Genomic DNA, 20,589 nt, shown 5'->3' with positions numbered 1-20,589 from the left:
CGACCGGCCGCCGGGAGCGCCCCCGGCGGCCCCTCTCACCTGCGGCTTCGAAATCTCTTCGACGACTCTGGCGCGCACAGTCTTGTCAGGAACATGAACCGCTCCTACAGTCCCCATCAACCGGTAAGTGGGAGCGCTCCCATCAGTGGGGAGTTGGGAGCGCTCCCGCACCGGCCCCTCCTTCCCCCCACCCCTCCCGGAGAGACCTCCATGCGAACGCTACGGCCCCAAGCCCGCACCCCTCGCGGCCTCTTAGGCGCCCTGGGCGCGGTCTTGGCGATCTTCACCCTCGTCGCGTCCCTCGTGACCGCCGCGGCGCCGGCCCAGGCGGACACCACCCTCTGCGAACCGTTCGGGACGACGACGATCCAGGGACGGTACGTCGTCCAGAACAACCGCTGGGGTTCCAGCGCCACCCAGTGCGTCACCGCCACCGACACCGGCTTCCGGGTGACACAGGCCGACGGATCGGTGCCGACCAACGGGGCGCCCAAGTCGTACCCGTCGGTCTTCAACGGCTGCCACTACACCACCTGTTCGCCGGGCACCAACCTCCCGGCCCGGCTCGACACCGTCTCCCGGGCGCCCTCCAGCATCTCGTACGGCTTCGTCGACGGCGCCGTCTACAACGCCTCGTACGACATCTGGCTGGACCCGACGGCCCGGACCGACGGGGTCAACCGGACCGAGATCATGATCTGGTTCAACCGGGTGGGACCGATCCAGCCCATCGGATCCCCGGTGGGCACGGCCACGGTCGGCGGACGGACCTGGGAGGTCTGGAGCGGCGGCAACGGCTCCAACGACGTGCTGTCGTTCGTGGCTCCGTCGGCGATCACCGGCTGGAGCTTCGACGTCATGGACTTCGTCCGGGCAACGGTCGCGCGCGGACTCGCCGGGGAGGACTGGTACCTGACGAGCGTCCAGGCCGGGTTCGAACCCTGGCAGAACGGCGCCGGACTGGCCGTCAACTCCTTCTCGTCCACCGTCGAGACCGGCGGCACCCCGGGCGGCGAGGACCCCGACCCCGGCGGCCCGGGTGGCGCGACGGCGTGTGCGGTGTCGTACGGCACGAACGTCTGGCAGGGCGGTTTCACCGCGGACGTCACCGTCACCAACACCGGCACGGCCCCGGTGGACGGCTGGCGGCTCGCCTTCACCCTGCCCTCCGGCCAGCGGATCACCAACGCCTGGAACGCGTCCGTGACGCCGACCTCGGGCGCCGTCACGGCGACCGGCGCGAGCCACAACGCCCGGATCGCCCCCGGCGGCAGCCTGTCGTTCGGCTTCCAGGGCACCTACGGCGGAGCGTTCACCGAGCCGACCGGCTTCCGTCTGAACGACACCGCCTGCACCACGATGTGACGCCCCCCGGCCCACACTCTCCCGCCCCACAGTTCCCGCCCCACCGTCTCCCCGCCCGTCCGGTCGAAGCGCCCGCCCCGGACGGGCGGGGGTTCCAATCCGCTCCCCCACCCCGACCCCCCACCCGACCTTGCCATGAACGGATCACTCGCCAGTTCACCCAAGAAAGTTCACCCACGAACCGGAACCAGGAGACCCCTATGGTTCGACGCACCAGACTCCTCTCCCTCGCGGCGGTACTGGCCACCCTGCTCGGCTCGCTCGGCGTGACCCTGTGGCTCGGGCAGGGGCGGGCCGAGGCGCACGGCGTGGCGATGATGCCCGGCTCCCGCACCTATCTGTGCCAACTGGACGCCAAGACCGGCACCGGCGCCCTCGACCCGACCAACCCGGCCTGTCGGTCCGCGCTCGACCGGAGCGGCGCGACGGCCCTGTACAACTGGTTCGCCGTACTGGACTCCAACGCGGGCGGCCGCGGCGCCGGTTACGTGCCGGACGGCACCCTGTGCAGCGCCGGCGACCGGTCCCCGTACGACTTCTCCGCCTACAACGCCGCCCGCTCGGACTGGCCCCGCACGCACCTGACGTCGGGGGCGACGATCCCGGTGCAGTACAGCAACTGGGCGGCCCACCCGGGTGACTTCCGGGTGTACCTGACCAAGCCGGGCTGGTCGCCCACCTCCGAGCTGGGCTGGGACGACCTGGAGCTGATCCAGACGGTGACCAACCCGCCCCAGCAGGGCTCACCGGGCACCGACGGGGGCCACTACTACTGGAACCTGGCGCTGCCCTCGGGCCGCTCGGGCGACGCGCTGATCTTCATGCAGTGGGTGCGTTCGGACAGCCAGGAGAACTTCTTCTCCTGCTCGGACGTCGTCTTCGACGGCGGCAACGGAGAGGTCACCGGCATCCGCGGTTCCGGCAGCACCCCGGGCCCGGACCCGACCCCGACCCCGACGGACCCGACCACCCCGCCCACGCACACCGGTGACTGCATGGCGGTGTACTCCGTGGCGAACTCCTGGAGCGGTGGCTTCCAGGGCTCGGTCGAGGTGATGAACCACGGCACCGAGCCGCTGAACGGCTGGGCCGTGCAGTGGAAACCGGGCAGCGGGACCACGCTCGGCGGGGTGTGGAACGGATCGGTGTCCCGCGGTTCCGACAGTACGGTCACGGTCCGGAACGTGGACCACAACCGCGTCGTACCACCGGACGGGAGCGTGACCTTCGGCTTCACCGCCACGTCGACGGGCAATGACTTCCCGGTCGGCTCGATCGGCTGTGTGACGCCCTGACCCACGCCCTCACACACGCCCGACACGCGTCGGGACACGGTCGGCGGGAGCCCCGAAGGCTTCCCGCCGACCTCACGTGCCGGTTAAGAATCGCTCAACCTCTGGTTGCGAAGCGGTGATCGGGCGACGATAGGGCCATGACTCCGGCCCAGCGCGCCTTTGAGCGGCTGCAAGCCTGGCCCGACCTCTCGGCGGGTCCGGCCAGTTGCGGAACCGGACGGGCCCTGTGCTCCGTCCGCGACGAGATCGTCCACTTCCACTCGGACCGGGACGTGGACCTCCACCTCACCCACCGGGCCATCCAGCGCTTCCAGTACGACCTCGGCGGTTCCACCGCCATCCGTCTGGTGCCCGGCTCCCGTTGGGTGACCGTGCACCTGGACTGCGACGCGGACGTCGACCTGCTGCTGAGCCTGGTGAGCATCGCGCTCAAGGCCCATCAGTCCCGGCCCCCGACCGACCTCGCACCGAGCCCCTCGGGCCGCTCGGGGCCCCCGGGCCCTTCGGGGTCCCCGGGGTGCAACTTCCGCCGGGTCACGGTGCTTCCGCGCGCAGCCGCCGGGGATGCCTGAGCCCGGCCGCAGCGACGGCCGCGCCGAGCACGCACAGGGCGCCGGTGACGACGACGGCCAGGTGGACCCCGTTCATGAACGCCTGCCCGCTGCCCTCCATCACGGCGGCCCGCAGCGTGGCCGGCATGTCGCCGGTGACGGGCGCCACGCCCATCGCCACGGCGTCCTCGGCCTCCTGAAGACCGCCCGCCATGGCCGGGGGCACTCCGGCGCCGGTCAGTTCACCGGTGAGGGTGCTGCCCACCTTGGCGCTGATCAGGGAGACCAGCACGGAGGTGCCGAGCGCGCCGCCGATCTGCAGGGTCGTCGCCTGGAGACCTCCCGCCACACCGCCGTCGCGCACGGGGGCGTTGCCCACGATGGCGTCGGAGGAGGCGGACATCACCATGCCGACGCCGAGGCCGAGCGCGATGAACGGCGGCCACATCGTGGCGTAGGCGGAGTCGGTCTGCCAGGTGAGCATGCCGAAGCAGGAGGCCGCCTGGAGCAGCATGCCCAGCGGCATGGTCAGCCGGGGCCCGAAACGCTGGGTCAGGGCCGCGCCCAGGGGCGAGGCGACCAGCGAGGCGAGGCTGAGCGGGAGCGTCCGCACGCCCGCCTCGACCGGCGTGAAGCCGCGCACGTTCTGCAGGTACAGCATGACGAAGAAGATCACGCCGAGCATCACGAAGAAGTTCAGCGCGGTGATGGCCGCGCCGACGGTCAGCGCGCGGCTGCGGAACAGGCGCATCGGCAGCAGCGGGTGCTCCACGCGGGTCTCGTACCGGCCGAACACGACCAGCAGCACGAGGCCGGCGGCGACGGCGCCGAGGGTGCCGGCGGAGGTCCAGCCCCAGGTCTCGCCCTTGACGACGCCGAAGACGACGGCGAGGAGGCCGAGGGCGAGCAGGACGAGGCCCGGTATGTCGAAGCGCTCGCCGCCCGCGGCGTTGCGGCTCTCGGGGAGGACGAGGGCACCGAAGACGATGGCGAGGGCACCGATGGGGGCGTTGACGTAGAAGACGGACTCCCAGTCGACGTGCTCGACGAGGAGGCCGCCGACGATGGGCCCGAGTGCCGTGGCGACGGCGGAGACCATGGCCCAGATGCCGACGGCCATGCCGAACTTCCTGGGCGGGAAGACGGAGCGGAGCAGCCCGAGGGTGTTGGGCATGAGCAGTCCGCCGAAGGCACCCTGGAGGGCGCGGAAGGCGACGACTCCCTCGATCGAACCGGACAGCCCGATGGCGACGGAGGCGAGGGTGAAGCCGGCGACACCGATCAGGTAGTAGGTGCGGCGGCCGAAGCGGTCGCCGAGCTTGCCGCCCAGGATGAGGGTGGCGGCGAGGGCGAGCAGGTAGGCGTTGGTCACCCACTGGAGCTGGGCGGTGGACGCGTGCAGGTCGCTGCCGATCTCGGGGTTGGCGATGGCGACGACGGACCCGTCGAGCTGGACCATGAACAGGCCGAACGCGACGGCGAGGAGGGTCAGCCACGGGTTGGAGCGCAGGCGGCCGGTCTGCGGTGGGACGGGCGCGGTCTCGGCCGCGGGCATGACGGAGTGATCCACGGACGTGGAGGGCATGGAGAGGTCTTCTCTTCCGGATTTCAGGGTGGTGCGGGAAGGGAACGGCGCGCCCGGAGGGCTGGTACGTGTGTCAGCGGGCGCCGGGGTGGAGGTGCCGCGCCAACGCGTCGAGGGCGTCCAGGGCGGAGCCGAGCGCGCCCTGCTGCCCCTCGGTGAGGGAGGCCAGGGCGTCGCGGATGAACGCGGTCTCCAGTTCCCGCACCTCGGACACGCGCTCACGGGCCGTGGCCGTGAGGTGGAGGTGGGCGACCCGCTTGTCGGCGCTGTCCCGCCGGCGCTCCAGGTCGCCCTGCTCGGTGAGCTGGGAGACCAGGGCACTGACGTTGTTCGGCTTCATCAGCAGGGCCTCGGCGGCCTCGCGCACCGTGGCGCCCTCGTGCTGCGCGACGAACCGCAGCAGGGCGAGCTGGCCCTCGGGGGGCTTGGGGTGCGGGTACCGGGCGGCGACCTGTCGGTCCAGCGCCCTGTGCAGCGCGGGGAGGCACGCCGCGAGCCCGGAGGCCACGCGGTCGGTGTCCCGGCGAGGGGTGCTGGAGGCGGTCACCCGCCAACAATAGATATGCCGGGATAGGTATGTCAAAAGAGATAACCGTCATACGCGCGGGCCCCGGCCTCGGCCCCGGCCCCGGTCCCGGCCCCACGCAACGCACTCGCAACCTTCGCCGTGATGGCATGCACGGCATGGGCGACACATACGAGGAGACCCCGCGCGTCGAGCTGACCCCCGAGGCGTCCGTACTGCTGCGGCGGCTGCGCGAGGCGCACGGCCCGCTGATGTTCCACCAGTCCGGCGGCTGCTGCGACGGCAGCTCCCCCATGTGCTACCCGGTCGGCGAGTTCCGCACCGGCGCCTCGGACGTGCTGCTCGGCGAGCTGACCGTCGACGGCGTGGAGGAGCCGGTGGAGTTCTGGATGTCGCGCAGCCAGTACGGGCTGTGGCGGCACACCCGGCTGACGGTGGACGTCGTCCCGGGCCGGGGCAGCGGCTTCTCACTGGAGGCACCCGAGGGGGTGCGCTTCCTCATCCGCTCCCATGTGATCGACGCCTAGAGCCGCCCAGAGCCGCCCGGAGCCGCCTGGAGACGGCGAGGCCGCGAAAGGCGCCGCCCTACGGTCTGAGGCTGCTCACGATGTCCGCCGTCGCGGTCAGCCCGCTGTTGATGGTCGGGGCGATGCTCGTGCTCGCCAGGTAGAAGCCGAGCAGCAGGCACACCAGCGCGTGCGAGACCTTCAGCCCGCCGTTGCGCAGGAAGAGCACTGCCAGGATGGACAGCAAGAGCACCACAGAGATGGAAACGGCCATCGTCAACCTCCTCCGCCACGTCCACTTCGCGGCGTTCGGCCGTAAGTGTGGCGTAGCGGAGGGTTCGTCCGGGCGGCTGACCTGTCCTCCGAACGAGTGGTGTCCCGGCGCTGCCCTACGCGCCCCGGTGAGCGTCGAGGAACGTTTCGAGGCCCGCGAGGTCGTCGGTGTTGAGGTGGTCGACACCGGCGGCGCGCAGCTCGGCCCACACGGCGTCCCGGGCGGGCCCCGCCTCGTCGGGCGTGGCCCAGAAGCGCACCCGCTGCCCGCGGGCGTGGGCCGCGCCCACGATGTCCCGCAGTCTGCGCCGCTCGGCCTCCGGGAAGGCGCCCACGCCCTGCCAGGTGAAGTTGAGCGTCCAGTTGTCGCTGATCAGCGGGACGAACGAGGCGGGCGCGGCGGTGCCGAGGTCGGTGAGACGGCCGTCGTAGAAGGCCCGGCGGGTGCGCTGGGCCTCCATGGGCGCACGGGCGGCGCGGTCGCCGGAGACCACCGCGGTGACCGCGCCCGGAAAGACCCGCCCGCGGGCGTAGGAGGTGAACATGTGCTGGTAGCGGCGCAGTCGGCGGTCGAGTTCGAGGTACGTCGCCTCGCCCTCGGTCTTGATGTCGATCAGGAGTTGCAGGGAGCCGCGGTCCCCTCGGTAGACCCGGCCGTGGCCCGCGCGGACACGGGCGGCGAGCGGGTCGAGGTAGAGCGCCTCCAGAGTGCGGGACGGATCGAGGTCCTCGGGGTCGTGGGCGACCAGGAGTTGGCCGCCGACCAGGTAGATGTCGGCCTCGACGCTGCCGAAGCGGTGGTCGAGGGCGTCGAGGAGGGGGCGCGGGTGCTCGTAGTCGTTGTGGGCGTGCGCACGCCACAGCGGGCGCGGTCCGTGCCTGCCTTCGGAGGCCAGCGCGGTGCCGGCGGGCAGGGCGACCGCGCCCGCGAGGGCGGCGCCGAGGGTGGTGAGGGCTCTGCGTCGGGTGGTGAGGGCCATGCTCTGCCTCCCTGGAGGTGCCGTACGGGACGCCTGTGAGTATGGGGTCCCGTGGGCCTCAGGGAGCAGAGCCGTGCGGGGAGTTGGCCGGACCGCCGCCGGTCGTTCACTTCGCCGGCGCGGTTCCCGGTCCCGCCGCGCCCGCGTGCGGGTGCCGGTGCCGTCAGGGAGCGCGCAGGTCGACCAGGTCGGCCAGCGCCGCGCGGTGGGCCCCCGCCGCGCCGTAGGCGATCGAGTCGGCCTTGGCCCGCTTGAGGTACAGGTGGACCGGGTGTTCCCAGGTCATGCCGATGCCGCCGTGCAGTTGCAGCGCCTCCTCGGCGGCATGGACGGCGACCCGGGCCGCGTACGCCTGGGCCACGGCCACCGCCACGTCGGTGTCCGCACCGCTCGCCAGGGCGTCGGCCGCGCTCCGGGCGGCGGCGCGCAGGCCCGCCACCTCGAGCCACAGCCGGGCGAGCCGGTGCTTGAGCGCCTGGAAGCCGCCGACCTGGCGGTTGAACTGCTTGCGTTCCTTGAGGTAGCGGACCGTCTCGGTCAGCAGCCAGTCGGCGAGGCCCAGTTGCTCGGACGCGAGCAGCCCGGCACCGGCCCGCAGGGCCCGGCGGACGGCGGGCTCCGCGGCACCGAGGCATCGCCCCGGGGCGCCGTCGAGGGTCACCCGCGCCAGCGGCCGGGTGAGGTCGAGGGAGACGTGGGGAGTCACCGTCGCGTCGGCGGCACGGACCGCGTACAGGTCCCCGTCGTCGCCGGGCACCAGCAGCACGTCGGCGACGGAGGCGTCCGCGATGCCCGTGAGCTCACCGTGCAGGGCCCCGTTCTCCAGCCGCACGCCCGGGACGGCGCCGCCCGGTGCGACGTGCAGCCCGACGGCGAGCACGGCGACGGTCCTGGCGGACGCCAGTTCGCCGAGCAACTCGTCGGCCCCGCAGGCCAGCAGCGCCTCGGTGGCGACGACGGCACTCGTCAGGTACGGGACGGGTGCGACCGCCCGGCCCAGTTCCTCCACGACCACGGCGGCTTCGCGGTGGGTCGCGCCCTGACCGCCCAGTTCCTCCGGGATCAGCAGGCCCGCGAGACCCATGGAGTCGGCGAGGGCCTTCCACAGCGACACGTCGTGCGGCGCGGCCGTCTCGGTGCGGGTGAGGACGCCCGCCGGGTCGCAGTGGTCGGTGAGCAGGTCCCGGACGGCGGCGCGCAGCGCCTCTTCCTCCTCCGAGTGGAGCAGAGCGGGTTCCGGCTGTGCGCTCATCGGGCGAGGTCCTTCCATGCGACGTCCTTGTCGGTGCGCGGCTCGGCGGGCAGGCCCAGGACGCGCTCGGCGACGATGTTCAGCAGGACCTCGCTGGTCCCGCCCTCGATGCTGTTGCCCTTGGACCGCAGGTAGCGGTATCCGGCGTCGCGGCCGGTGAAGTCGACGAGCTCGGGGCGGCGCATGGTCCAGTCGTCGTAGAGCAGGCCCTCCTCGCCGAGGAGTTCGACCTCCAGGCCGCTGATCTCCTGGTTGAGCCGGGCGAAGTTCAGTTTCATGCCGGCGCCCTCGGGGCCGGGCTGACCGGCCGCCAGTTGCTGACGCAGGCGCACACCGGTGAGACGGGCGACCTCGGCCTCGACCCACAGGCCGAGCAGCCGCTGGTGCAGGTCGTGGGTGCGCAGTTCGGGGCGCTCGCGCCAGGTCGCGGCGATCTTGCCGATCATGCCGCCCTCGCGGGGGATCGGGGTGCCGCCGATGGCCACGCGTTCGTTGTTCAGCGTGGTCTGCGCGACCCGCCAGCCGTCGCCGACCTCGCCGAGGCGGCGGGAGTCGGGGATCCGGACGTCGGTGAGGAACACCTCGTTGAACTCGGCCTCGCCGGTGATCTGGCGCAGCGGCCGCACCTCGACGCCGGGGTCGGTCATGTCGCACACGAAGTAGGTGATGCCGCGGTGCTTGGGCACGTCCGGGTCGGTGCGGGCGATGAGGATGGCCCAGCGGGCGAGGTGCGCGCTGGAGGTCCACACCTTCTGCCCGTTGACGACCCAGTCGTCGCCGGAACGCACCGCCCGGGTGCCGAGGGCCGCCAGGTCGGACCCGGCGCCCGGCTCGCTGAAGAGCTGGCACCAGACCTCCTCACCGGTCCACAGCGGGCGCAGCAGCCGGCGCTTCTGCTCCTCGGTGCCGTACTGGAGGATGGTCGGGGCGGCCATGCCGAGGCCGATGCCGATGCGCCGGGGGTCGTTGTCGGGGGCGCTCTCGGCCGCCAGCTCGGCGTCCACGACAGCCTGGAGGGCGCGCGGGGCACCGAGTCCGCCGAGTCCCTGCGGGTAGTGGACCCAGGCGAGTCCGGCGTCGAAGCGGGCCCGCAGGAAGTCCAGGCGTTCGGTGGTCGCCGGCGGATGGGCGGCCAGCAACTCACGGGTACGGCGGCGCAGTTCCGCTGCGTCGGTCATGCGGTGGCTCCCTTGTCCAGGTTCTCCGGTACGACGGCCACCCGGCCGGTCGTCCTGCCGTCGGCGACGCGCTGGACGGCGTCCGCCGCCCCGCCGAGCGTCGCCCGCTCGCTCACCAGCGGCTTGACGACGCCCCGTGCGGCCAGCTCGGTGAGCTGTTCGTGGCAGTGCCGGACCAGCTCGGGGTTCTTGGTGTTGTACAGGCCCCAGTGCAGGCCGAGGATCGCGTAGTTCTTCACCAGGGCGTGGTTGAGGGCGGGGTTCGGGATCGTGCCGCTCGCGAAGCCGACGACGACGATCCGGCCCTCGAAGGCGACGGTCTTGGCGGACTGCGCGTAGGCCTGGCCGCCGACCGGGTCGTAGATCACGTCGGCGCCCCGCCCTCCGGTGGCCTCCTTCACGGCGGCCACGACGTCCTCGGCGTGCCGGTCGACGACCACGTCGCAGCCCAGCTCGCGGGCGACTGCCGCCTTGCCCGGGCCGCCGACGACGCCGACGACGGTGGCACCGGCCGCCTTGCCGAGCTGTACGGCGGCGCTCCCGACACCGCCCGCGGCGGCGTGGACGAGCAGGGTCTCGCCGGCCTCCAGCCGGGCGCGGCGGTGCAGGCCGAACCAGCCGGTCTGGTATCCGATGTGCAGGGCCGCTGCCTCGGCGTCGTCCAGGGCGTCCGGCGCGGGCAGCAGGGCGCGCTCGTCCGCGAGGGCGTACTCGGCGAAGCCGCCGTGCGGCAGCGCGGGGTTGGCGATGACGCGGCGCCCGTCCTCGGTCTGGCCGCAGATCTCCACGCCCGGCGTGAACGGCAGCGGCGGCCGGACCTGGTACTGGCCCCGGCACAGCAGGGCGTCCGGGAAGTTGATGTTGGCGGCGCGGACCCTCAGCAGGACCTGCCCCTCGCCCGGCGTCGGCGGCGGCACGTCCGCGAGGCGCATCACCTCGCCCGGCTCGCCGTTCTCGTGCACCTGCCATGCCTGCATGCGGGGCCTCCACCGACTGTGTCGTCCTACCGGATCCTCCGCATACTAAGCGGTCGCTTGCAGATCAGGGAACAGGGTCGGGAGCCGGATCACGGGGACCGGACCGGGACGGCCCGGGGACTCACCCCTGCGTGGGCCGCGCCCGTACGTGCATCCGTTCGCCCTGCGGGCCGAAGAGGCTGAGGAACTCGGCAGGGCCCTCCCCCGTCGACCCGAACCAGTGCGGCACCCGGGTGTCGAACTCGGCGGCCTCGCCCGCCGACAGCACCACGTCGTGCTCGCCGAGCACGAGCCGCAGCCGGCCGGACAGCACGTAGAGCCACTCGTACCCCTCGTGGGTGCGCGGGTCCGGCTCCTCCCTGCGCCGGGGCTCCAGCACCTTGAACGCCTGGAGGCCGCCCGCCTGGCGGGTGAGCGGCCAGTGGGTGCGGCCGTGCCGGACGATGGGCTTGGCGCGCACCCGGGGATCGCCCACCGGCGGGGCACCGACCAGTTCGTCCAGCGGCACCTGGTGGGCCTGGGCGATCGGCAGCAGCAGTTCGAGGCTCGGCCTGCGCAGGCCCGACTCGAGCCGCGACAGGGTGCTCACCGAGATACCGGTGGACTCGGACAGCGCCGCCAGGGTCACCTCGCGCTCCTTGCGCAGCTGGCGGAGCCTCGGCCCGACACCGGCGAGGACATCGTCTGCGGTCGTCATGCGTTTATTGCAGTTCCGGCAAACATGTTTGTCAATACCGGGGTGTGCGAGCGACCTTCTCCGTGGAGGTGGTCACCATGACCCAGAACAAGGACTTCACCCGGAACGAGGACCTGGCCGGCACCTACGACGTGGTGGTGGTCGGCGGCGGTGCGGCGGGGCTGTCCGCCGCGCTGGTCCTGGGCCGCTCGCGGCTGCGCGCCCTGTTGGTCGACGCCGGTGAGCCGCGCAACGCCCCCTCGGACCACATGCAGGGCTACCTCACCCGGGACGGCATGTCCCCCGCCGAGTTCCTGGCCCTCGGCCGGGAGGAGGTCGCGCGCTACGGGGTGGAGCTGGTCCACGACCGTGTCGTGGACGTGGCCCGGGACGAGGACTTCGCGGTACGGCTGGCCGGAGGGCGGACCGTGCGCGCCCGGCGGCTGATCGTGACCACCGGGCTCAGGGACGAGCTGCCGGACGTGCCCGGCGTCGCCGAGCGGTACGGCCGGGACGTGCTGCACTGCCCGTTCTGCCACGGCTGGGAGGTGCGGGACGAGCGCTTCGGCGTCCTGGCCACCAGCCCGCTCAGCGTGCACCAGGCCCTGATGGTGTCCGGCTGGTCGGCCGACGTGACGCTCTTCCTGCACACGGTCGCCGAGCGGGAGCTGTCCGACGACGACCTGCGGCGGCTCGCCGCGGCCGGGGTCGAGGTGGTGCCCGGCGAGGTCGCCGCCCTGCGGGTGGAGGACGACCGGCTCACCGGCGTGCGGCTGGCGGACGGCACGGCGCACGAGCGCACGGTGGTGTTCGTCGCCCCGAAGGCGGTCCCGCAGACCGGGCTGATGGAGCGGCTGGGGGCGGAGCTGCGGGAGACACCGTTCGGCGCCTACCCCGTGGTGGACCCGACGGGCCGGACCAGCGTCCCGGGCGTGTGGACCGCCGGCAACGCGATGGGCTTCGCCGAGCAGGTCGTCCACGCGGCGAGCGGCGGCTACCGCGCCGCGGCGGCGGTCGTCGGCGACCTGATCATGTCGAGCCTGGACTCTGCCGTCGCGGAGTAGGGAGGCCAGGGAGCCCGGCGTGGCGGCAGGCGTCGGAGCACGGCGAGGGCAGACCCCGCAACGCGAGGCGGAGGCGGGCCCACGCCACAAAGCGCGGTGGCCCCGCAACACGGGAGTGTGCCCGGCCCCGGCCCCGGCCCCGGCCCCGGAGCGCGACCCGGCCCCGCCACACGGGAGATACGGCCCGAACCCCCGGCGCGTGATGGCATCCCCCCGCCCCCACGCGGCGAGGGCGTACGCCGGTGGGGCTCGACCGTGCAGAGATGTGCGCCCACCCTCCGCAGGTGCCCGGCCCCGGCCCGCAGCGCGAAGCGCGAGCGCGACCCGGCCCCGCCACACGGGAGATACGGCCCGGCCCCCCGGCGCGTGGTGGCTTGCCCTGCTCCCTCGCGGCGGGGGCGTACGCCGGTGGGCTCGGTCGTGCGGGGGTGTGCGCCCGCCCTCCGCGGTGCACCATGACTGCATGCTGCTTGCCCGGTTGGCCCAGGTGTCCCGGGAGGTCGCGGCCACGTCGGCGCGGTCCCGGAAGACCGTCCTGCTCGCGGAGTTGTTCCGCGAGGCGGAGGCGGCGGACGTGCCCGTCGTCATCCCGTACCTGGCGGGACGGCTCCCGCAGGGCCGGATCGGCGTCGGCTGGAAGGTGCTGAGCCGCCGGGTCCCGCCGGCCGACGCCCCGACCCTGACCGTGCGGGACGTGGACGCCCGGCTGACCCGTCTCGGCGCGGTCTCGGGCGCCGGTTCGCAGGCCGAGCGGGCCCGGCTGGTCGGCGAGCTGATGGGCGCCGCCACGGAGGACGAGCAGCGCTTCCTGATCGGGCTGCTCACCGGGGAGGTCCGCCAGGGCGCCCTGGACGCCGCCGCCGTCGAGGGCCTGGCCGCGGCGACGGACGCGCCCCCGGCGGACGTACGGCGCGCGGTGATGCTCGCGGGGTCGCTCCAGACGGTGGCCGAGGCCCTGCTGGCCGACGGACCCGGCGCGCTGGGCCGGTTCCGCCTGACCGTCGGGCGGCCCGTGCTGCCGATGCTGGCGCACAGCGCGTCCTCGGTCGCCGAGGCGGTCGGCAAGCTGGGCGCCGCGGCCGTGGAGGAGAAGCTGGACGGCATCCGCGTCCAGGTGCACCGGGACGGCCGCACCGTGCGGGTCTACACCCGCACCCTGGACGACATCACCGACCGGCTCCCCGAGGTCACCGAGGCGGCCCTGGCGCTGCCCGGCGAGCGGTTCATCCTGGACGGCGAGGCGATCTCCCTCGACGCCGAGGGGCGCCCCCGTTCCTTCCAGGAGACCGCCGGCCGGGTCGGCTCCCGCACCGACGTGGCCACGGCCGCGCGGGCGGTCCCGGTCTCGGCGGTCTTCTTCGACGCACTCTCCGTCGACGGCCACGACCTGCTCGACCTGCCGCTGACCGAACGGCACGCGGAGCTGGCCCGGCTGGTCCCCGAGCCCCTGCGGGTGCGGCGCACGCTGGTGCGCGGTCCCGAGGAGACCGGGGCCGCGGAGGAGTTCCTGGCCCGGACGCTGGAGCGCGGGCACGAGGGCGTCGTGGTCAAGGGGCTCGACGCCGCCTACAGCGCGGGACGGCGCGGCGCGTCCTGGCTGAAGGTCAAGCCCGTCCACACGCTCGACCTGGTGGTGCTGGCCGCCGAGTGGGGACACGGCCGCCGCACCGGGAAGCTCTCCAACCTCCACCTCGGCGCCCGCACCGCCGACGGCTCCTTCGCGATGCTCGGCAAGACCTTCAAGGGCATGACCGACGCGCTGCTGACCTGGCAGACCGAGCGCCTCGGGGAGCTGGCCGTCGAGGAGCACGGCTGGGGCGTGACCGTCCGGCCCGAGCTCGTCGTCGAGATCGCCTACGACGGCCTCCAGCGCTCCACCCGCTACCCGGCCGGCGTCACCCTCCGCTTCGCCCGCGTGGTCCGCTACCGCGAGGACAAGCGCCCCGAGGACGCCGACACGGTGGACACCCTGCTCGCCGCCCACCCCGGGGTGGCCCCGTGAGGCGCAGCGCGGGCCTGCTGCTGCACCGGCACGGACCGGACGGGGAGCTCCAGGTGCTCCTCGGCCATATGGGCGGCCCGTTCTACACCCGACGGGACGCCGGTGCCTGGACCGTGCCCAAGGGCGAGTACGACCCCTCGGAACCGGCGTGGGAGGCGGCCCGGCGCGAGTTCGAGGAGGAGCTGGGGCTGCCGCCGCCCGGGGGCGAGGCGGTCCCGCTCGGCGAGGTGCGGCAGGCGGGCGGGAAGGTCGTCACGGTCTGGGCCGTCGCGGCGGACCTCGATCCGGCCGCGGTCGTCCCCGGCACCTTCCGCATGGAGTGGCCGCCCAGGTCGGGGCGGACCGAGGAGTTCCCCGAGCTGGACCGGGTGGCGTGGTTCCCGCTGGACCGCGCCCGCGAGGTGATCGTGAAGGCGCAGTCCGCGTTTCTCGACCGGCTGGCTGAGCACTCGCACTGACGAGACGCCACGAGGAACCACGACGAACGACGCGACCCGTACGCGTTGCGGCACCCCGCGCCGCACGCCAAGGTCGAAGCACGAATGCACCAGGGAGGTCGGCCATGCCCATCGCGACGGTGAACCCGGCGAACGGCGAGACGCTCAGGACGTACGAGGCCATGGGCGAGGAGGAGATCGAGCGCCGGATCGAGCTCGCGGAGGCCACCTTCCGCACGTACCGGACCACCGGGTTCTACGAGCGGGCCGGACTGATGCGCCGGGCCGCCGACCTCCTGGAGGCCGACCGGAGGGAGATCGGCAGGGTCATCACCACGGAGATGGGCAAGCCGGTGCAGCAGGCCCGCGCGGAGGCGGCCAAGTGCGCCAGGGCGATGCGCTGGTACGCCGACCACGCCGCCGAGCTGCTGGCCGACGAGGAGCCCGCCGAGGCCGACGTGAAGGACTCCGGCGCCTCCCGGGCCCTGGTCCGCTACCGGCCGCTCGGTCCGGTGCTCGCGGTGATGCCGTGGAACTTCCCGCTCTGGCAGGTGATCCGCTTCGCGGCGCCGGCGCTGATGGCGGGCAACGTCGGGCTGCTCAAGCACGCCTCGAACGTGCCGCAGACCGCCCTCTACCTGGAAGACCTGTTCCAGCGGGCGGGTTTCCCCGAGGGCTGTTTCCAGACGCTGCTCATCGGCTCCGCCCAGGTCGACGACGTCCTGCGCGACGAGCGGGTGCGGGCCGCCACCCTCACCGGCAGCGAGCCCGCGGGCCGCGCGGTGGCCTCCACCGCCGGGGAGATGATCAAGAAGACGGTGCTGGAGCTGGGCGGCAGCGACCCGTTCGTCGTCATGCCGTCCGCCGACGTCGAGCGCGCCGCCGAGGTGGCGGTGACCGCGCGCACGCAGAACGCCGGGCAGTCCTGCATCGCCGCCAAGCGGTTCATCGTGCACACGGACGTCTACGACGCCTTCGCCGAGCGTTTCACCGAGGGCATGAAGGCGCTGAGGGTCGGCGATCCGATGGAGGAGGAGACCGAGGTCGGCCCCCTCTCCAGCGAGCAGGGCCTGAACGACCTGGTGGAGCTGGTCGACGACGCGGTGCGCGGCGGCGCGAGCGTGCTGTGCGGCGGCGAACGCCCGGACGGGCCCGGCTGGTACTACCCGCCGACCGTCCTGGCGGGCGTCACCCGCGAGATGCGCATCCACCGCGAGGAGGCTTTCGGACCGGTCGCCACGCTCTACCGGGCGGCCGACCTGGACGAGGCGGTGCTGATCGCCAACGACACGGACTTCGGGCTCAGTTCCAACGTGTGGACGCGCGACGACGCCGACGTGGACCGTTTCGTCCGCGATCTGGAGGCGGGCGGCGTGTACGTCAACGGGATGACGGCGTCCCATCCGGCGTTCCCGTTCGGCGGGGTCAAGCGGTCGGGCTACGGGCGTGAGCTGTCCAGGCACGGAATCCGCGAGTTCTGCAACATCACCACCGTATGGCACGGGGCGTGAGCCTTCCGCGACTACGATCCCCTTTGTGAACCGCGAAGTGACCCTGCCTCTGATCGTCGACGACCGCGGCACGCTCCAGGTCGCCGCGTCCGACGTGAGCAAGCTGCTGCGCACGGTCGGCGGACGGTGGCTGCGGCTCGTGGAGACCGGCGAGGAGAGCCTGGACGAGGACACCGTCGCGGCCCTCACCATCGAGCTGGCCAAGCTGGCCGACCGGATCGACGTGGCGTGCATCGCGCACAGCAGCGGGCGCTCCTCGTGACGGCGCCGGCCCCCGTTGCCGAGGCCGGTACGCGTCACGCTCGGGCGACCGGGCGGTGCACGCCACTGCGAAACGGCGTTCAGCGAATGGGCATCCCGGCAAGCGTCCGCGCGATCACCAGCCGCTGGATCTCGCTCGTCCCCTCGAAGATCGTGTAGATCGCGGAGTCGCGGTGCATCCGCTCCACCGGGTACTCCCGCGTGTAGCCGTTGCCGCCGAGGATCTGGACCGCCTGGGCGGTCACCTTCTTCGCGGTCTCACTCGCGAACAGCTTGGACATCGAGCCCTCGGCCGCCGTGAACGGCTTGCCGTTGATCGCCATCCACGAGGCCCGCCACACCAGCAGCCGCGCCGCGTCGATGGACGTCCGCATGTCGGCGAGCTGGAAGGCGACGCCCTGGTTGTCGATGATGGGGCGCCCGAACTGCTCCCGGGTCTGCGCGTACTCCAGCGCGACCTCGTACGCGGCCCGGGCGGTGCCGACCGCCATCGCGCCGACCGCCGGGCGGGACGCCTCGAAGGTGGCCATCGCCGCGTTCTTCACTCGCTCGCCGCCCTTCCTGGCCTTCTCCCGGGCGCGGGCCAGGCGGGCGTCCAGCTTCTCCTTGCCGCCGAGCAGGCAGGAGCCGGGCACGCGCACGTTGTCGAGGACGACCTCGGCGGTGTGCGAGGCGCGGATGCCGTGCTTCTTGAACTTCTGGCCCTGGGACAGCCCCTGCGTGCCGGGCGGGACGATGAAGGAGGCGTGACCCTTGGAGCCGAGGTCCGGGTCGACGACCGCGACGACCACGTGGACGTTGGCGATGCCGCCGTTGGTCGCCCAGGTCTTGGTGCCGTTGAGCACCCACTCGTCCTTGGCCTCGTCGTAGACGGCCCGGGTGCGCATGGAGGCGACGTCGGAGCCGGCGTCGGGCTCGGAGGAGCAGAAGGCGGCGACCTTGACGTCGTTGGCGTCGCCGTACATCTGCGGGATCCAGGTGCCGATCTGCTCCTCGGTGCCGTTGGCGAGGACGCCCACGGCGGCCAGGCCCGTGCCGACGATCGACAGGGCGATGCCCGCGTCGCCCCAGAACAGCTCCTCCATCGCCATGGGGATGCCGAGGCCGGTGGGGTCGAAGTACTGCTGGGCGTAGAAGTCCAGGGAGTAGATGCCGACCTTGGCGGCCTCCTGGATGACCGGCCAGGGAGTCTCCTCGCGCTCGTCCCATTCGGCGGCCGCGGGGCGGATGACGTCGGCCGCGAAGCCGTGCAGCCAGTCCCGGACCTCCTTCTGTTCGTCGCTCAGCTCCATGGTGAACTCGGCCATGTCCCCTCCAGTGACGCCCCTGCGTGTTACTTGCGGTAACACCGAGTCTGTTACCCATGGGTAGGAAAAGTCAACTCCCCGGGCGCCCTCGCCCTCCCGTTCGATGGCCCACGTCCAGTGAGTGTTAGTTTGCGCAGGCGTCACCGAAACAGCACGGGTGGGGAGAGCACATGAACACCACGCAGCGGACCGATCAGCAGACGTCCGCCGACCGCAGACGGCGCGAGCTGCTGGAGGCGGCCGACCGGGTGGTGCTGCGCGACGGTCCGCACGCCTCGATGAACGCCATCGCCGCCGAGGCGGGCATCACCAAGCCCATCCTCTACCGCCACTTCGGCGACAAGGGCGGACTCTACGCCGCCCTCGCCGTCCGGCACACCGACGCCCTCCTCGCCTCGCTGCGGGCCGCCCTGGACGCCCCGGCGGAGCGGCGGCAGCGTGTGGAGTCCACCCTCGACACCTATCTGGCGGCCATCGAGGCCCGCCCGCAGGTGTACCGCTTCCTGATGCATCCGGCGGAGGGCGCCGGCACCCCGGGCGACCAGTCCGAGCAGGGCTTCGACGTCGGCAGGCACTCGGCGCCGCTGCTGCGCCGCATGGGCGAGGAGCTGGCCCAGGTCATCGAGGAGCGCCTCGACGTCGGACCGGGCACCCAGCAGCTGGCCCGGGTCTGGGGGCACGGGATCGTCGGCATGATGCACGCCGCCGGGGACTGGTGGCTGGGCGAACGGCCCTGCCCCCGGGAGGAGTTGGTCCGCACGCTCGCCGACCTGCTGTGGGGTCGCCTCGCCGAGGCCGGCGACAAGGCGGGCGGCCCGGGGTTCTGACCGCCCCGGCCGCCGCGCGGCCGCTTCGTCGCCGCCGGGGCGCTCAGCGGTGCCAGGACGCCCGCGCCGCCTGGCGCATCAGCTTCCGGTGGCGCCGACCGGACAGGCGATCGGCGTAGATCCGCCCCTCCAGGTGGTCGCACTCGTGCTGGAGGCACCGCGCGAAGAAGCCCGTCCCGCGTACGGTGACCGGCTCACCGGTGAGCGTGAACCCCGTCACCACCGCCTCGTCGTGCCGCTCGGTCCCCGCCTCCAGACCCGGCAGCGACAGACAGCCCTCCGGACCCCGCACCACCACCCCGCCGGTCTCCACCAGCCGGGGGTTCACCACGTGCCCGAGGTGCCGCTCGTCCTCGTCGTCCGGGCAGTCGTACACGAAGACGCGCAGCGCCTCGCCGATCTGGTTCGCGGCCAGACCCACGCCGTGGGCGGCGTACATGGTCGCGAACAAGTCCTCCACGAGCGCCGCGAGTTGCGGACCGAAGTCCGTCACCTGCGCGCAGGGGGCGTGCAGGACGGGGTCGCCGAGGAGGTTGAGGGGACGGACGCGCCCGTGGGCGCCCGGGATGGAGCCGTGTCGCATGGCGGCCAGAGTAAGGTCCCTGTGTCCACCGGCGGCACGCGCCCACCGCCGGAACCCGGTGGCCGGTGCCGCGATTCGGGAGTGCGAATGGATCTCGATAGGCTGAGGTCCACACCACGTGGCCGTCAGGCTTCACAGGCTTCAGGCGCGGCGCGTACGGCAAGGAGGATCGAGAACTGATGGCAGGCAACTCGGACCCGCTCACGCCGCGGGCCAAGATCGCCGTGACCGCGGGCAAGGCGGTCGCTGCGGCGTCCCGTGCCGCGGGGCGCGGCAGCGGTTCGGTGATCGGTGGCCGGGTCGCGCTGAAACTCGACCCCGACCTCCTGCACCGGCTCGCCCAGCACCTGGACGTGACGCTGGTCTCGGCGACCAACGGCAAGACCACCACCACCCGGCTCATCGCCGAGGCGCTCAAGGCGGCCGGTCCGGTCGTCTCCAACGCCCTCGGCGCCAACATGCCGGCCGGCATCACCTCGGCGCTCGCGGGCGGCGCGGACGCCCGCTACGGGGTCATCGAGGTCGACGAGAAGTACCTCGTCGGCGTCGCCCAGGCCACCGACCCGAAGTGCATCGCGCTGCTCAACCTCTCCCGCGACCAGCTGGACCGCGCGGCCGAGACCCGGATGCTCGCCGAGAACTGGCGCGAGGGCCTGGCCGGCTCGAAGGCCGTGGTCGTCGCCAACGCCGACGACCCGCTGGTGGTGTGGGCCGCCTCCTCCTCCCCCAACGTGATCTGGGTCGCCGCGGGCCAGATGTGGAAGGACGACGCCTGGTCCTGCCCGTCCTGCGGCGGCGTGATGCAGCGCCCCGGCGACGACTGGTTCTGCGGCGAGTGCGGCTTCCGCCGTCCCACGCCGAGCTGGGCGCTGTCCGGCGACCACGTCCTCGACCCGCACGGCTCCGCCTGGCCGATCCACCTCCAGCTGCCGGGCCGTGCCAACAAGGCCAACGCCGCCTCCTCGGCCGCCGTCGCCGCCGTCTTCGGAGTGCCGCCGCAGGTCGCGCTGGAGCGCATGTACCAGGTGCAGGCGGTCGCCGGGCGCTACGACGTGGTCCAGTTCCAGGGGCGCGACCTGCGCCTGCTGCTCGCCAAGAACCCGGCGGGCTGGCTGGAGACCTTCTCCCTGATCGACCCGCCCCCGGCCCCGGTGATCCTCTCGGTGAACGCGCGCGGCGCCGACGGCACCGACACCTCCTGGCTGTGGGACGTGGACTACACCCGGCTGTCCGGCCACCCGATCTGTGTGATCGGCGACCGGAAGCTGGACCTCGCGGTGCGCCTGGAGGTCGCGAACCAGCAGTTCCAGGTGTGCGAGGACCTCGACCAGGCGGTCCAGCTGTGCCCGCCGGGACGCATCGAGGTCATCGCGAACTACACCGCCTTCCAGGACCTGCGCCGCCGCGTCGGCAACTGACCGCGAGACTTCAGG

The 20,589-nt window shown here is 72.9% G+C and carries 21 protein-coding genes; 11 read left to right on the top strand and 10 right to left on the bottom strand.

Going from position 1 to position 20,589, the window contains the following annotated elements; all coding sequences use genetic code 11:
• The first annotated feature begins 210 nt into the window (after positions 1-210).
• The 3 genes from IE94_RS0111195 (at position 211) to IE94_RS0111185 (ending at position 3,232) form a co-directional block, all read left to right on the top strand.
• Positions 211-1,365: a glycoside hydrolase family 12 protein gene (locus IE94_RS0111195; protein ID WP_030181862.1), complete on the top strand. Its 1,155-nt coding sequence runs from the start codon at positions 211-213 to the stop codon at positions 1,363-1,365.
• A 200-nt stretch (positions 1,366-1,565) separates the two neighbouring features.
• Positions 1,566-2,660: a lytic polysaccharide monooxygenase gene (locus IE94_RS0111190; protein ID WP_030181860.1), complete on the top strand. Its 1,095-nt coding sequence runs from the start codon at positions 1,566-1,568 to the stop codon at positions 2,658-2,660.
• 137 nt (positions 2,661-2,797) lie between these two features.
• Positions 2,798-3,232, top strand: coding sequence for a luciferase domain-containing protein (locus IE94_RS0111185; RefSeq protein WP_030181857.1), 435 nt, complete (start codon positions 2,798-2,800; stop codon positions 3,230-3,232).
• On the opposite strand, the gene IE94_RS0111180 is transcribed toward IE94_RS0111185, so the two are convergent.
• Positions 3,195-4,796 carry an MFS transporter gene (locus tag IE94_RS0111180; protein WP_030181854.1) on the bottom strand — a complete coding sequence of 534 codons (1,602 nt, stop codon included), beginning with the start codon at positions 4,794-4,796 and terminating at the stop codon, positions 3,195-3,197. The genes IE94_RS0111185 and IE94_RS0111180 overlap by 38 nt on opposite strands.
• 73 nt (positions 4,797-4,869) lie before the next feature.
• Positions 4,870-5,343, bottom strand: coding sequence for a MarR family winged helix-turn-helix transcriptional regulator (locus IE94_RS0111175; RefSeq protein ID WP_030181852.1), 474 nt, complete (start codon positions 5,341-5,343; stop codon positions 4,870-4,872).
• Positions 5,344-5,480: 137 nt separating this feature from the next.
• Between IE94_RS0111175 and IE94_RS0111170 the strand changes: the two genes are divergently transcribed.
• Entirely contained in the window at positions 5,481-5,849 is a 369-nt protein-coding gene (locus IE94_RS0111170) for a DUF779 domain-containing protein (protein WP_030181849.1), read from the top strand.
• 58 nt (positions 5,850-5,907) lie between these two features.
• On the opposite strand, the gene IE94_RS0111165 is transcribed toward IE94_RS0111170, so the two are convergent.
• The 6 genes from IE94_RS0111165 to IE94_RS0111140 form a co-directional block, all read right to left on the bottom strand.
• Complete coding sequence (locus tag IE94_RS0111165; protein ID WP_030181846.1) at positions 5,908-6,102, bottom strand: hypothetical protein; 195 nt, start codon at positions 6,100-6,102, stop codon at positions 5,908-5,910.
• 115 nt (positions 6,103-6,217) lie between these two features.
• Positions 6,218-7,081, bottom strand: coding sequence for a phosphatidylinositol-specific phospholipase C/glycerophosphodiester phosphodiesterase family protein (locus IE94_RS0111160; protein ID WP_030181844.1), 864 nt, complete (start codon positions 7,079-7,081; stop codon positions 6,218-6,220).
• A gap of 163 nt (positions 7,082-7,244) precedes the next feature.
• On the bottom strand, positions 7,245-8,333 hold the full coding sequence (locus IE94_RS0111155; RefSeq protein ID WP_030181842.1) for an acyl-CoA dehydrogenase family protein: 1,089 nt from the start codon (positions 8,331-8,333) through the stop codon (positions 7,245-7,247).
• Entirely contained in the window at positions 8,330-9,511 is a 1,182-nt protein-coding gene (locus IE94_RS0111150) for an acyl-CoA dehydrogenase (protein WP_030181840.1), read from the bottom strand. The genes IE94_RS0111155 and IE94_RS0111150 overlap by 4 nt, the downstream gene beginning before the upstream one ends.
• Complete coding sequence (locus tag IE94_RS0111145; protein WP_030181837.1) at positions 9,508-10,488, bottom strand: NADPH:quinone oxidoreductase family protein; 981 nt, start codon at positions 10,486-10,488, stop codon at positions 9,508-9,510. The genes IE94_RS0111150 and IE94_RS0111145 overlap by 4 nt, the downstream gene beginning before the upstream one ends.
• A 121-nt stretch (positions 10,489-10,609) precedes the next feature.
• A complete protein-coding gene (locus tag IE94_RS0111140; RefSeq protein WP_030181834.1) occupies positions 10,610-11,185 on the bottom strand; it encodes a helix-turn-helix domain-containing protein in 576 nt (191 codons plus the stop codon).
• 77 nt (positions 11,186-11,262) lie between these two features.
• On the opposite strand from IE94_RS0111140, the gene IE94_RS0111135 reads away from it, so the two are divergent.
• The 5 genes from IE94_RS0111135 (at position 11,263) to IE94_RS0111115 (ending at position 16,440) form a co-directional block, all read left to right on the top strand.
• Entirely contained in the window at positions 11,263-12,228 is a 966-nt protein-coding gene (locus tag IE94_RS0111135) for an NAD(P)/FAD-dependent oxidoreductase (protein WP_030181831.1), read from the top strand.
• A 463-nt stretch (positions 12,229-12,691) separates the two neighbouring features.
• The gene (locus IE94_RS0111130) at positions 12,692-14,230 is read left to right on the top strand and encodes an ATP-dependent DNA ligase (RefSeq protein ID WP_030181827.1); all 1,539 of its coding nucleotides are present in this window, start codon (positions 12,692-12,694) and stop codon (positions 14,228-14,230) included.
• Entirely contained in the window at positions 14,227-14,688 is a 462-nt protein-coding gene (locus IE94_RS0111125) for an NUDIX hydrolase (protein ID WP_030181822.1), read from the top strand. Before IE94_RS0111130 ends, IE94_RS0111125 begins: the two co-directional genes overlap by 4 nt.
• 104 nt (positions 14,689-14,792) lie before the next feature.
• Positions 14,793-16,178: an NADP-dependent succinic semialdehyde dehydrogenase gene (locus IE94_RS0111120; protein ID WP_030181819.1), complete on the top strand. Its 1,386-nt coding sequence runs from the start codon at positions 14,793-14,795 to the stop codon at positions 16,176-16,178.
• A 25-nt stretch (positions 16,179-16,203) separates the two neighbouring features.
• A complete protein-coding gene (locus IE94_RS0111115; RefSeq protein ID WP_007388168.1) occupies positions 16,204-16,440 on the top strand; it encodes a DUF6213 family protein in 237 nt (78 codons plus the stop codon).
• Between the two features lie 79 nt (positions 16,441-16,519).
• Here the strand turns inward: IE94_RS0111115 and IE94_RS0111110 are convergent, their stop codons facing one another.
• Positions 16,520-17,746 carry an acyl-CoA dehydrogenase family protein gene (locus IE94_RS0111110; protein ID WP_030181816.1) on the bottom strand — a complete coding sequence of 409 codons (1,227 nt, stop codon included), beginning with the start codon at positions 17,744-17,746 and terminating at the stop codon, positions 16,520-16,522.
• 170 nt (positions 17,747-17,916) lie between these two features.
• Between IE94_RS0111110 and IE94_RS0111105 the strand changes: the two genes are divergently transcribed.
• A complete protein-coding gene (locus IE94_RS0111105; RefSeq protein ID WP_030181814.1) occupies positions 17,917-18,573 on the top strand; it encodes a TetR/AcrR family transcriptional regulator in 657 nt (218 codons plus the stop codon).
• A gap of 43 nt (positions 18,574-18,616) precedes the next feature.
• On the opposite strand, the gene def is transcribed toward IE94_RS0111105, so the two are convergent.
• Positions 18,617-19,156 (bottom strand): peptide deformylase, encoded by a 540-nt coding sequence (def, locus tag IE94_RS0111100; RefSeq protein WP_030181812.1) that lies wholly within the window; start codon positions 19,154-19,156, stop codon positions 18,617-18,619.
• Positions 19,157-19,335: 179 nt separating this feature from the next.
• Here def and IE94_RS0111095 point away from each other — a divergent pair, with 179 nt between their 5' ends.
• Positions 19,336-20,574: a Mur ligase family protein gene (locus IE94_RS0111095; protein WP_030181809.1), complete on the top strand. Its 1,239-nt coding sequence runs from the start codon at positions 19,336-19,338 to the stop codon at positions 20,572-20,574.
• Positions 20,575-20,589: the final 15 nt, after the last annotated feature.

Source organism: Streptomyces violaceorubidus, from assembly GCF_000717995.1.
GTDB classification, from domain to species: Bacteria; Actinomycetota; Actinomycetes; order Streptomycetales; family Streptomycetaceae; genus Streptomyces; species Streptomyces violaceorubidus.
The sequence above is the reverse complement of the archived record's forward strand: the minus strand, read 5'-3'. Positions and strand labels throughout refer to the sequence as shown.